Source organism: Achromobacter sp., from assembly GCF_036567245.1.
GTDB lineage: Bacteria > Pseudomonadota > Gammaproteobacteria > Burkholderiales > Burkholderiaceae_B > Achromobacter.
Map to the genome: position 1 here is coordinate 1 of NZ_DATCUY010000242.1, position 11,695 is coordinate 11,695.

Annotated in this window: 14 protein-coding genes and 1 tRNA gene; 11 read left to right on the forward strand and 4 right to left on the reverse strand. The window is 65.5% G+C overall.

The window, feature by feature from the left end; all coding sequences use genetic code 11:
• The 3 genes from VIR09_RS10775 to VIR09_RS10785 form a co-directional block, all read right to left on the reverse strand.
• A partial coding sequence (locus tag VIR09_RS10775; RefSeq protein WP_414639417.1) for an NAD(P)-dependent oxidoreductase occupies window positions 1-118 on the reverse strand: 118 nt, incomplete at its 3' end.
• 12 nt (window positions 119-130) lie between these two features.
• A complete protein-coding gene (locus VIR09_RS10780; RefSeq protein WP_332012862.1) occupies window positions 131-481 on the reverse strand; it encodes a c-type cytochrome in 351 nt (116 codons plus the stop codon).
• Window positions 482-497: 16 nt separating this feature from the next.
• A complete protein-coding gene (locus VIR09_RS10785) occupies window positions 498-2,057 on the reverse strand; it encodes a cytochrome D1 domain-containing protein (RefSeq protein WP_332012863.1) in 1,560 nt (519 codons plus the stop codon).
• Between the two features lie 233 nt (window positions 2,058-2,290).
• Here VIR09_RS10785 and VIR09_RS10790 point away from each other — a divergent pair, with 233 nt between their 5' ends.
• The 8 genes from VIR09_RS10790 to VIR09_RS10825 all read left to right on the forward strand — a co-directional run bounded on the left by VIR09_RS10790 (window position 2,291) and on the right by VIR09_RS10825 (window position 9,219).
• The gene (locus VIR09_RS10790) at window positions 2,291-3,817 is read left to right on the forward strand and encodes a PLP-dependent aminotransferase family protein (RefSeq protein ID WP_332012864.1); all 1,527 of its coding nucleotides are present in this window, start codon (window positions 2,291-2,293) and stop codon (window positions 3,815-3,817) included.
• Between the two features lie 167 nt (window positions 3,818-3,984).
• On the forward strand, window positions 3,985-5,346 hold the full coding sequence (gene ccsB, locus VIR09_RS10795) for a c-type cytochrome biogenesis protein CcsB (RefSeq protein WP_414639416.1): 1,362 nt from the start codon (window positions 3,985-3,987) through the stop codon (window positions 5,344-5,346).
• Between the two features lie 63 nt (window positions 5,347-5,409).
• Window positions 5,410-5,964, forward strand: coding sequence for a sigma-70 family RNA polymerase sigma factor (locus VIR09_RS10800; protein ID WP_332012866.1), 555 nt, complete (start codon window positions 5,410-5,412; stop codon window positions 5,962-5,964).
• Window positions 5,965-6,125: 161 nt separating this feature from the next.
• Entirely contained in the window at window positions 6,126-6,488 is a 363-nt protein-coding gene (locus tag VIR09_RS10805) for a DUF2282 domain-containing protein (protein WP_332012867.1), read from the forward strand.
• A 59-nt stretch (window positions 6,489-6,547) separates the two neighbouring features.
• Window positions 6,548-7,441 carry a DUF692 domain-containing protein gene (locus tag VIR09_RS10810; RefSeq protein ID WP_332012868.1) on the forward strand — a complete coding sequence of 298 codons (894 nt, stop codon included), beginning with the start codon at window positions 6,548-6,550 and terminating at the stop codon, window positions 7,439-7,441.
• Window positions 7,425-8,213 carry a DNA-binding domain-containing protein gene (locus VIR09_RS10815; RefSeq protein WP_332012869.1) on the forward strand — a complete coding sequence of 263 codons (789 nt, stop codon included), beginning with the start codon at window positions 7,425-7,427 and terminating at the stop codon, window positions 8,211-8,213. Before VIR09_RS10810 ends, VIR09_RS10815 begins: the two co-directional genes overlap by 17 nt.
• 1 nt (window position 8,214) lies before the next feature.
• Window positions 8,215-8,694 carry a DoxX family protein gene (locus VIR09_RS10820; protein ID WP_332012870.1) on the forward strand — a complete coding sequence of 160 codons (480 nt, stop codon included), beginning with the start codon at window positions 8,215-8,217 and terminating at the stop codon, window positions 8,692-8,694.
• Between the two features lie 51 nt (window positions 8,695-8,745).
• Window positions 8,746-9,219 (forward strand): DUF302 domain-containing protein, encoded by a 474-nt coding sequence (locus tag VIR09_RS10825; RefSeq protein WP_332012871.1) that lies wholly within the window; start codon window positions 8,746-8,748, stop codon window positions 9,217-9,219.
• Window positions 9,220-9,259: 40 nt separating this feature from the next.
• Here the strand turns inward: VIR09_RS10825 and VIR09_RS10830 are convergent.
• Window positions 9,260-9,347: transfer RNA gene (locus VIR09_RS10830), tRNA-Ser, on the reverse strand.
• A gap of 150 nt (window positions 9,348-9,497) precedes the next feature.
• On the opposite strand from VIR09_RS10830, the gene VIR09_RS10835 reads away from it, so the two are divergent.
• The 3 genes from VIR09_RS10835 to secG form a co-directional block, all read left to right on the forward strand.
• Window positions 9,498-10,475, forward strand: a complete 978-nt coding sequence (locus tag VIR09_RS10835; protein ID WP_332012872.1) for an NAD(P)H-quinone oxidoreductase — start codon at window positions 9,498-9,500, stop codon at window positions 10,473-10,475.
• Window positions 10,476-10,616: 141 nt separating this feature from the next.
• Window positions 10,617-11,363: a triose-phosphate isomerase gene (gene tpiA / locus VIR09_RS10840; protein WP_332012873.1), complete on the forward strand. Its 747-nt coding sequence runs from the start codon at window positions 10,617-10,619 to the stop codon at window positions 11,361-11,363.
• A 21-nt stretch (window positions 11,364-11,384) separates the two neighbouring features.
• Window positions 11,385-11,695, forward strand: a 311-nt coding sequence (secG, locus tag VIR09_RS10845) for a preprotein translocase subunit SecG (protein WP_332012874.1), incomplete at its 3' end; no start/stop codon positions are given.

Consider the following 11,695-nt stretch of genomic DNA (forward strand, 5'->3'; position numbering starts at 1 on the left):
CCGCCCCGAGCAGCAGCCGGATCTTGCGTTCGGCCACGGCCCCACCGCCCGCTACGACCACTCGCCGTCCAGCCAGGTTGAAAAACACCGGGAAGAGCATCGCGGATGGCGCGTCCATGGGGCTCCTCCCTTACTGGCGGCTGGAGAAATACCGGGCCAGCTCCTGGATGGCCTCGGGACTTAAGGGCTCGGCCATGGAGCTCATGACGGGGTCGTTGCGTTCCCGCGTCTTGAAGGCATTGAGCTGCTTCACCAGGTACTCGACTTTCTGCCCGGCAAGATTGGGGTACAGGCCGACGGCGCTGACCCCGTCCGCACCATGGCAGGACGCGCACAGCGGCAGCATGGCGGAGACGTGGGGCGAGAGCGTCTCGGCGGGGTTGGCGCCGGCGACCAGGGCAGGCTGCCCGCCGGCGGCCAGCGCGTGCGCAGCGGCCTGGGACAGCAGCAGCGCCGCGAGTATGCGGAATAGCGGTTTCATGTCTGTGTTCCTAATCTCAGAATTTGCGCGTTTCGGACAGGCCGATGGTCAGCCAGCGGGTGCGCGCGCGGGAGAAGATGCCCGAGGGGCTTTCCATCTTGTGTTCCGCCACCAGCTCCAGCGTCTTGCTGTCGTAGATCTTGATGCGGTCGCCCCAGTAGCCCGAGCTGACATAGAGGTAGTTCCCGGTGCGGTTGTAGTCCGGGAAGAAGGCATGTCCGCCCACGTCCAGCGTCTTGGCCACTTCCAGCGTGTTCTTGTCGATCAGCTGGATCCAGGCCGCGCGCTTGTCCTTGTCGACGATGTCCACCGCCACATAGGGCGCGTTCGGATGGGCCGCGGGCGATTCGGTGGCGCCTGCCACCGGGATCTGCTTGACCACCGAGAAGTCCTTGGTGTCCCAGACGGTGACCACGGAACCCTTGTCGCAGGTGCCGATATTGGTGCCGAACGCCAGGAAGCGGCCATTGACCTCTGTCACCGCGCCCGAGCCGACGTGAGGCTGGCAGCCTGCGGGAATGTCGCGCACCACCTTGTCGTCCTTGAAATCGATGGCGACGATCTTGTTGTCGTCATAGGACGCCACCATGGAGTAGCGGCCATCGGGGGTCAGAAAGGTGTCGTGCAGCATGCGGCCGACCTTGGTCAGCTTGGTCACCGGCATATCGGGCTTGTCGGGGTCGATGATCCAGATCTGGCCGGCCTGGCGCAGCGTCAGCGCGAACTTGTTGTTGATGCGGCTGCCGATCACCGGGCCGCCGGCCGACTTGACGAACTTGCCGTCTGGATCCTCGCCTTCGAGGTCCATGTACTTGACCGGTTCCAGCGTATCCGCCTTCAGGATGGCGACGCTCTTGGGTACGAACGAGCTGATGGCCAGCCATTTGCCGTCATTGGACAGGGCGATGCCGGGGCCGGTCAGGCCGACCTTGGCCTTACGCACGATCTGCAGCGAGTACAGGTCGATCTTGTAGACCATGCCATCGTCGCTCTTGAGCCAGGCCCAGCGTTCCGCCACGGGGCTGAAGTCCATGATGTGCGGCGCCACCGGCGTGGCGATCTCGCCGACCACCTTGTTGGTCTTGCCGTCCAGGAACACGGTGCGCGCATTGTTGCCCGCGTCGCCCCGCCCGTAGCGCCCGCGCGCCATGACCACCATCAGGTCGTACACCGTATCGATGGCGTAGGTCGGCTTGGCGGGCAGGGTGGCTTCGTCGACCACTACCTGCACGCTGGCGCGGATCTGGTCCAGTCCCCACTTCGGATCGTCTGCGCCCTGGGTCTTGATGAGGCGGGCGAGCGCGCGGATTTCCTCGTCGGACAAGCGGCCCACGAAGGGCGGCATCAGGGTGTCGGGAATGCCGGTCATGATGGTGCCGCGCAGCGCCGCCTCGCTCTGGACCAGGCGGTCGCTGGTCAGGCCGGGCGCGATGTAGCCGCCGCGGTCGGCGCCATGACAGACGGCGCAATTCTGCTGGAACAGCTGATTCGCCTTGAGGTATTCCTCGGTCGGCGCACTCCAGGCGGCGCCGGCCGAGACGAATAGCAGGGCCGCGCTCAATAGCTTGGTGTGCATGTCGATCTCTCCCGAATGGTTCTTGCCGAAACTCCGGCCCCTGCACTGTGTCATCGCGGAGCCGGGCCGATAAGGCACGGCTTCGGAGCGTGCGATGGTTACGGTCCAATTGGATTTTTGACATAGGACAAAACGAACCGATAGTAAGAGGACTACCGTGATAACAAACGGAGCGCGGCCGGCCCGCGCCGCTTCGAAAGGCCGGCGCCATCTTTTTCCTGTGGTTGCCAGCCATGTTTTCACTACCGCTTACCCTATCCCGCCTGGACGCAAAACCCTACAAGCAGCAGATCTCCGACCAGATCGAAGCGCTGATACGCGCCGGACGATTACAGGAAGGGGACAGGCTGCCGGCGATCAACCGCATGGCATCGCTGCTGCAGGTATCGAAGAACACCGTGCTGGGCGCGTATGAGCTGCTGATCGACTCCTGTCTGATAGAGAGCAAGCCCAGCCGGGGCTATTTCGTGACGCTGAACAGCAGCCTGGTCATCAATCCGAGTTGCCTGGATTTTGTCCAGGATCGTCCGCAGGTCTACGCTGATGCCGTGAGCCAGGCGCAATCCAGCGGCGTCTGCGGCCAGTCTCCATCCATGCCCTTGCGCTATGACTTCAAGGTCGGCCGTCCTTCCGTCCACGCTTTTCCCCTGCGCCAGTTCATCTCGCTGTCGAACCAGCTGCTGCGGCATGCGGGCTGCGCCATGGCCGAGTACGCGCCGCCGGCCGGCCTGTGGGGCTTGCGCGTCCAGATTGCCGATTACCTGTCGGCGGCCAAGGCGTTGAAGGTCGAGCCGGAACAGGTGCTGATCACGGCCGGCAGCCAGGAAGCCCTGAGCCTGATCGCTTCGCATTTCCTGGACCGCCATGGCAGGGCAGTGTTCGAGTCGCCCTGTTACGCGGGCTTCAGGAATCTGGTGCGGCGGCATGGCGCGCAGGAGGCGCCCGTTCCTGTCGACGAGCAGGGACTGCGCGCCGATCTGCTGCCGGAAGGACCGGCCAGGCTGGCCTATGTGACGCCGTCGCACCAATATCCCCTGGGCCACGCCATGTCCCTGCCCAGGCGGCGGCAATTGCTCGAATGGGCTGGCCGCAGCGGCGCGTTGATCATCGAAGACGACTACGACGGCGACTTTTGCTATGAATCCGTGCTGCCCATGCCCCTGGCCGCCATGAGCCCGCGGCAGGTCGTCTACCTGGGCACCTTCTCCAAGACGTTGGGACCGGGGCTGAGGCTGGGATACATGGTTTGTCCGCCCGCGCTGGTCGACGATTTCGTCGAGCGCAAGGCGCTACTGAATAACGGCAGTCCGTGGTTGACGCAGGCCGTGCTGGCCCGCTACTTCGACGAGAACTGTTTCGCGCGCCACCTGCAAACCTTGCGCAGGCGCTATCAGGCGCAGCGCGACGAGCTGCTGCGCGGCATTCGCGAAATCTGGGCCGGGCGGGGCCGGGTGAGCGGTCAGAATTCAGGGATGCACTTGGCCTTCGAATTGCCCGCAGACAGCCCTGGCGCCGATGTGGTCGCCGCGGCCGCGCTAGCGCAGGGCGTGAGGCTGTATCCGCTGGCCCAGGCCGCCGCCAGCGCGGCCGACGGCGCGGAACCCAGGCATCTGCTGTTCGGCTACGCCGGCCTGGAAACCGGCGAAATCGCCCAGGCCATGGCGCGACTGCATGCGGCCTGCAGGCAGATGCAGGAGGCCCGTCACGGGTGGGCAGAAGTCCGCTTGCCCCGCGAGGAAGCGCGCTGCGGCGGCGTCTAGCACGGTTCCTGCGTTTTCGGTAGGGACGGCGGCGCAAGGCATGAGCCGGCGACGTCGCTATGCGTTTCGGCCCGCCTATCCTTAAAATTATTTTGTCCTATGACAATTTTTATTCGTCCGTCCCGCAGCCCGTTTGCCGGTGGACCGCCATGCCTGGAGATACTTCGATGCCGCTTACCGCCGGCGGGTCCGTCCCGCTGACTTCACACCGGTCCGTGCCGGATACTCCGCAAGGCGGAGACCGCCCCGGTCGAAGCTTGAATCGGGCGGATGCCGGGTTCCTGGCTGTCTGTCTCGCCGGTTGCGTCTATGCGCTGGCGAATTTCGGGCAGTTCATCAACGGTTACGAGAAGGCGATGCTGGTCGGCGCGGTGCCCGCACTGGTCTGGCTGGGATGGTTGTGGCGTCCCCTGCGGCTTCTGGTCCTGGCCAGCGGCGCCAGCGCGCTGCTGGCGGTGTGGCTGTACGCGGGCGGGGCAGGGCTGCTCCAGGGCGAGCTGGCGCGTGCCGAGAGTGTCTTCCTGCTCAAGTACCTGCTGTCTTCGCAGTCCGCCATCCTCTGGATGAGCTGCCTGTTCGTGCTGGGCACGGTTTGCTATTGGGCGGGCCTGGCCCGGCCCGCGGTTGCCTGGCTGGGCACGGTCCTGACTTGGGGCGGTGTATGGGCGGGCCAGACCGGCCTGCTGGTGCGCTGGCGCGAAGGGCATCTGCTGGGACCAGATGTAGGACACATTCCGGTGAGCAACCTGTACGAGGTGTTCGTCTTCTTTGCGCTGGTCACGGCGCTGTTCTACCTCTACTACGAGGCCCGCTACGCGACGCGGGCGCTGGGTGGCTTCGTGATGCTGGTGGTCGCCTCGATGGTCGTGTTCCTGTCCTGGTACTCGGTCACGCGCGGCGCCCATCAGATTCAGCCGCTGGTTCCGGCCCTGCAGAGCTGGTGGATGAAGCTGCACGTGCCGGCCAACTTCGTCGGTTACGGCACCTTCGCGCTGGCGGGCGCGGTGGGCTTTGCCTATCTGGTCAAGCTGCACGGCCAGACCGCCGCGGGCAAGCGCCTGATTCCGGTGTTCCTGCTGGGGGCGCTCCTATGCGCCGAGCCGATGATCTTCGGTTCGCGCCGGTTGTCGCCGGTGTGGACGCTGTACTTTGGCGTCGGCGCCGTGCTCGTCGGCGCGGTGCTGGCGTTGCGCCGTCCCATTGCCCGCAGGCTGCCGTCACTGGATGTGCTGGAGGACATCATGTACCGGGCCATCGCCCTGGGCTTCGCCTTCTTCACGGTGGCCACCGTGCTGGGCGCGCTGTGGGCGGCCGACGCCTGGGGTGCGTACTGGCAATGGGACCCCAAGGAAACCTGGGCGCTGATCGTGTGGCTGAACTACGCCGCCTGGCTGCACATGCGGCTGCTCAAGGGGCTGCGGGGAGATGTGGCGGCCTACTGGGCGCTCGTTGGCCTGGTCGTGACGAGCTTCGCCTTCCTGGGGGTGAACATGTTCCTGTCGGGGCTGCATTCGTACGGTAGTCTGTAGCTTGCCGCAAGATCGAGGGCGCACGGGTCCAGTTTGCCAGCGCGCAAGACACAGGAGAAAAACGTGAGCGATCCAGCTAGCGACCGCAACAATCTGATCCTCGCCGCGCAGTCCGGCGACGCGGCGGCATTGGCGCGCCTGCTCGCGGTCTGCCAGGCCGATGCGCGCCGCTATGCCTACAAACACTGCGTGGCCAGCGATGTGGATGACGCAGTCCAGGAGTCGCTGCTGATCATTTCCCGCAAGGTTCGCGGACTGAAAGCTGCGGCCGCTTTTTCGTCCTGGCTGTTCATGGTCGTCAAGCGCGAGTGCCGCAAGCTCGCGCGCATCATGTTCAAGACCGACCCGCTACCGGACGAAGCTGCGGAGGAGCAACTGCTGCACCGGCCCGACGCTGAGCTCAGGATAGACCTCGCCAATGCCCTGGAGTCGTTGCCGGCCCATTATCTCGAAGTCGTGTTGCTGCGCGACTTCGAGGAACTGACCATCGCCGAGATCGCAGCGCGCTTGGGCGAGCAGCCCGGTGCGGTCAAGAGCCGGCTGCACCGCGCCCGCGAGCTGGTGCGCGAATACATGCTGAGCACCGAGCCGGCCTCGGCACGCGCGCCCGGGAAGTAACCGCGGCACGCACGGCCGGCCGGCTCCGGTCGCAGCCTTGTGTAATTTTTTTTATTTTTGCGAACCGTTTTGCGCGCTTCCCTCCTCTTAGGGGTAGAGGCAGGTCGTTGTCAGCCGATTCCGGAGCTGGCCCGGCCGCTTCCCTCTGTCAGGAGATCGAAATGTCCAACCCAGTATCGAACCGCATGCTGTCGGTGGCCGTGGCCACCGCCTTCGCCGCCGCCATGAGCGCTTTCGCTGCGCCCGCGCTTGCGCAGGGCACGATGAGCAAGGCCGACATGGAAAGGAAAATGCAGGAGAACCAGGCCAAGACCATGGAAAAGATGAAGGCCGGCAAGTACGAAAAGTGCTACGGAGTCGCGCTCAAGGGCCAGAACGATTGCTATGCCGGCGCAGGCACCAGCTGCGCGGGTACCAGCACGGCCGACTACCAGGGCAATGCGTGGAAGCTGGTTCCGCAAGGGACCTGCACCACGATCGCCACGCCTGCCGGCAAGGGCAGCCTGGAAGGCAAGCCCGCCTGAGGCTGACGCCTGGCGGCCGGCGTTTCGCCCGGTCCGCCAGGCTTCAACGGAGGATCGCCATGAACGACCGCCATGTCGCCTACGCCGCGGGGCAGGATATTCCTGCGCGCACTGGCGTGGGCCTTAAGGCCGAGCACTGCCGCAACATCATCGAGACTCGCCCGGATATCGGTTTTTTCGAGGTCCATGCGGAGAACTACATGGGGGCCGGCGGCCCCCCACATCGCCTACTGACCGCGATCCGCGACCGCTATCCCCTGGCGCTGCATGGCGTGGGCCTGTCCATCGGCGGCGCCAGGCCGCCGGACCCGCGGCATCTGAAGCGCCTGAAGGCGCTGATCCGGCGCTACGAGCCCGGCCTTTTTTCCGAACACCTGGCCTGGTCTGCGCATGGAGCCAGTTACTTCGGCGACCTGTTGCCGCTGCCGTATACCGACGCCGCGCTCGACCGTATCTGCCAGCACGTCGACCAGGTGCAGACCGAGCTGGGCCGGCAGATGCTGCTGGAGAACCCGTCGACGTATCTCTGGTTCGAGGAAAGCTCTTGGCGGGAGCCGGACTTCATCCGGGAGATCGCCCGGCGCACCGGATGCGGCCTGCTGCTGGATGTGAACAACGTCCACGTGGCCTGCGTCAATCAGCAATGGGATGCGCGCGGCTATATCGAGGACTTTCCCCTGAGCTGCGTTCAAGAACTCCATCTGGCCGGCAACTCTCCCCAGTTGGACGAGGACGGGCGCGCTTTGCTGATCGACTCGCATGACCGCTGCGTGGACCAGCACGTGTGGGACTTGTTCCGGCAAGTCATCCAGCGCGTCGGACCGGTGCCGACCTTGATCGAGCGGGATGCCAACGTGCCTGCATGGCCAGAGCTGCATGCGGAGGCAGTAATGGCCGAGGCGCTGATGCACTTGTCGAATGCGCGGGAGCGACGCTATGGCACATTGGGCTGAGCGCCAACGGGAGTTCGCCGCAGCGCTGCTCGATCCCGGTCGGCCGGTGCCGCCAGGGCTGCTCGGACCCGGGGGCGCGCCGAGCGCCAGGCGGTTCGCCGTGTACAGAGACAATGTCCTTGTCGGGCTGACCGAGGCGCTGCGAGTGAGCTTCCCCTGCGTCGCCAAACTGGTCGGAGACGAGTTCTTCGCAATGATGGCCCGGTTGTTTGTGGAGGCACGGCCGCCAGCATCGCCGGTGTTGCTGCGTTACGGCGCCGGATTCCCGGACTTCATCGAGTCCTTCGCGCCCGCCGCCGCCTTGCCGTATCTCGCGGATGTTGCCCGCATCGAGCGCGCCGCGACCGAGGCGTACCACGAACGCGACGAAGTCTCGCTGGATCCCGGTGCGCTCGCGGACCTGCCACCCAGCCAGGCTTCTTTCTTGCGATTCAGCTTGCATCCGTCCATCCGGACGGTGCGCTCGCGCTTTCCTGCGTTCTCTATCTGGCGCATGAATGCCGCTGGCGGCGTGCCGGCGCCAGTCGATCTTTCGGAAAGCCAGGACACCTTGGTGCTGCGCCCGGACGCGGAGGTGGATATTCGTCAGGTGCTGCCCGCGAGCTACGACTTCGCGATCGCGCTTGGGCAGGGCCTGACGTTATCGCAGGCCATGCAGATCGCCCTTGCTGCCGATCCGGGTTTCGATCTTGGGGAGAACCTGGAGGCATTGATCCGGATGGGCGCGCTCGTCGGCGTTGATTCGGGCAGGAGCGGCAGGCGCCATGGTTAGGATGCCCCGTGTTTCATGCCTGTTCGGCCGAGCGCTTGGCTGGACGGAAAAGGCGGCCGGGGCGGCGGCGCCGCTCCTGCTCCGGCTTGCGCTTGCGTTACCCTTCTTCAGGTCGGGCCTCACCAAGTGGGATGGCTTCCTGTCGCTGTCCCCAGCTACGAACTTCCTGTTTGAAGAGGAATTCAAGCTGCATGTCTTCGGACAGGCGTATGGCCTGCCATTCCCGGGCCTGCTTGCGCTCGCTGCCGGTACTGCGGAGATCGTTCTGCCCGTTCTGTTGGTGCTGGGCCTTGCCACGCGGTTGGGCGCCCTGGGTTTGCTGGCCATGACGGCGGTGATCCAACTCGTCGTACCCCAGGGCTGGGCGAACTTCCATCTGCCCTGGGCGGCCATGGCGCTTGCCTTGATCGCCATCGGCCCCGGCCGCGCCTCCCTGGACCACTTGCTTCACGTTGTCCTGAAGACCCCGAAGTCCATGTGAACCCCGTCGCCCGGTCATTCCTGGCCGGCAATGACATGAAAGGAGATAGCTATGATTGGTTTGCGCGTTAAGGCTGTACTTGCCGCCTGCTGCTTCGCATCAGTGGCCGGCGCTGCGGGCGCCACCAGTGTGGCGGACGGATTGATCGTCTTGCGCAGCCCCGTCAGCGTCAAGGAAACCATTGATCGCTTCGAGGCGGCGGCCAAGTCCAGGGGGCTCAACATATTCCTGCGCCTGGATCACGCGGCAGGAGCGGCGGCTGTGGGCAAGACGCTGCGGCCAACCGAACTCCTGTTACTGGGGAACGCCCAGGGAGGCACGCCCTTGATGGAATGCGCGCAGTCCGCCGGCATCGATCTGCCGCTCAAGGCTTTGGCCTGGCAAGATGCGGGAGGGCAGGTTTGGCTGGGCTACAACGACCCGAAATATGTGGCATCGCGTCACCACGCGGGCGATTGCGGCCCGGTGGTGGAAAGCATGTCCAAGGCGCTCGCCGGCATGGCCCGCGAATCCGTGAGGGAATGATTTCTGCCGCGCTGCGCGGCTGAACGACGCAGGAGAGGTCTGGCGGAAGCGGTGAGATTCGAACTCACGAACGGTTGCCCGTTGCCGGTTTTCAAGACCGGTGCAATCGACCACTCTGCCACGCTTCCGGGGATTGCTGTGCTGCTGACTGGATACAGCTTTGACGGCCTATTTATTGTCCTGCTCCGCGGCCATCAGGCAAACAATCTGCCAGGCCGGAAACACGATACGCCGTAAAGGGCGCAATAATAATCTATTTGCTGCAAAGGAGGCACGCGATGCACGCCGTAGAAATCTCTCGCCCTGGTGGCCCCGAGGTCCTGGTCCCCGTGGAACGCCCCACGCCGGAAACCGGCGCTGGTGAAGTTCTGATCAAAGTGAGCGCCGCGGGCGTCAATCGTCCCGACGTGTTTCAGCGCAAGGGCAACTATGCTCCGCCGCGCGGCGCCTCGGACCTGCCGGGCCTGGAAGTGGCCGGCGAGATCGTCGGCGGCGACCTGGCCGGCAGCGGCTACGCCCTGGGCGACAAGGTCTGCGCCCTGGTGGCGGGCGGCGGCTACGCCGAATACTGTGTCGCGCCCGCGGCGCAATGCCTGCCCATCCCCAAGGGCCTGTCCGACATCGAGGCCGCCGGCCTGCCGGAAACCTACTTCACCGTCTGGAGCAACGTGTTCGACCGCGGCCGCCTGTCCGAAGGCGAGGCCCTGCTGGTGCACGGCGGCGCAAGCGGCATCGGCACTACGGCGATCCAGCTGGCCCGCGCCATGGGACACAAGGTCTACGCCACCGTCGGCAGCGACGACCGGGCCCGCGCCGTCGAAGCGCTGGGTGCGGAGCGCGGCATCAACTACAAGACCCAGGATTTCGTCAAGGAAGTGCTGGACGCCACCGGCGGACGCGGCGTGGACGTGATCCTGGACATGGTGGCCGGCGATTACATCGCCCGCGACATGCAGTGCCTGGCCGATGACGGCCGCATCGTCATCATCGCCCAACTGGGCGGCGCCCACGCCAATGTCGATACGGCCCAGGTCATGCGCCGCCGCCTGACCATCACCGGCTCGACCTTGCGTCCCCGTCCGGTCGCCTTCAAGGGCGCCATCGCCCGCGCGCTGCGCGAGCAGGCCTGGCCGCTGCTGGAAAAAGGGGCCATCAAGCCCATCGTGCACGCCACCTTCCCGCTGGCCGAGGCCTCCCGCGCCCATGCCATGATGGAAAGCGGTGAAAACATAGGCAAAATCATCCTGACCATGTAAGAAATGGGGGGACGCCCGGCGTAGCGTCCCGCAACAGGATACAATCACGGGTTTCGCCTGGAATTTTTTCCAGGCAGACCTGTGGGCGGTTGCTAAGCAGCCTCTGGCTCGCCCCAGCCCAACCGATACAGATACCTCGCCATGACTTCAGTCGAAAACCGCGCCCGCCTCGTGCTGGGCAACTGGAAGATGCACGGCAACCTGGCCGAGAACGCCGCGTTGCTGACCGAGTTGCGCGCCGCGGATGCTGCGAGCCACTGCGAAGTCGGCATCTGCGTACCGTTTCCCTATCTTGCGCAAGCGGCGTCGGCCCTGACCGGCAGCAGCGTGTCGTGGGGCGCGCAAGACGTCAGCGCCCATGACAAGGGCGCCTACACCGGGGAAGTTTCCGGCGCCATGCTGAAGGAATTCGGCTGCCGCTGGGCCCTGGCCGGCCATTCCGAGCGCCGCGTCCTGCACGGCGAGACCGACGAAATCGTCGCCGCCAAGGCCCAGGCCGCGCTGGCCGCCGGCCTGACCCCGGTGGTGTGCGTGGGCGAGTCCCTGGCCGACCGCGAAGCCGGCAACACGCTGGCCGTGATCGAACGCCAGTTGAAGCCCGTGCTGGCGCTGGGCGCCGAGGCGGTTTCGCGCATGGTGCTGGCTTACGAGCCCGTCTGGGCCATCGGCACCGGCCGCACCGCCAGCCCCGAGCAGGCGCAGGAAGTCCATGGCGCGATCCGCGCCGCCCTGTGCGCGCTGGGCGCCGCGCAGGTGCAAGTGTTGTACGGCGGCAGCGTCAAAGCTGCCAACGCCGCCAGTTTGTTCGCCATGACTGATATCGACGGGGCCCTGGTCGGCGGCGCGTCGCTCGTGGCCGAAGAATTTTTGCGAATCGCCGCTATCTAAGTTTCCGTTCCGGAGTCTGTAATGCCCTTGATGCTCAAAATCCTGCTGGCCGTCCAAGTGATCTCGGCGCTGGCTATCATCGTCCTGGTCCTGCTTCAGCAGGGCAAAGGCGCCGACATGGGGTCCGCTTTCGGTAGCGGCTCGTCCGGCAGCCTGTTCGGCGCCACCGGCGCGGCGAACTTCCTGTCGCGCGCGACCAAATGGGCCGCCGTGGTCTTCTTCGCGTCCACCGCCGGCCTGGCTTATGTCAGCCACAAGGGCACCAGCGGCCCGGCCGTCGATTCCGGCGTGATGCAAAGCTTCCCGGCCGACCGCTCGGTGCCGCAAGTGCC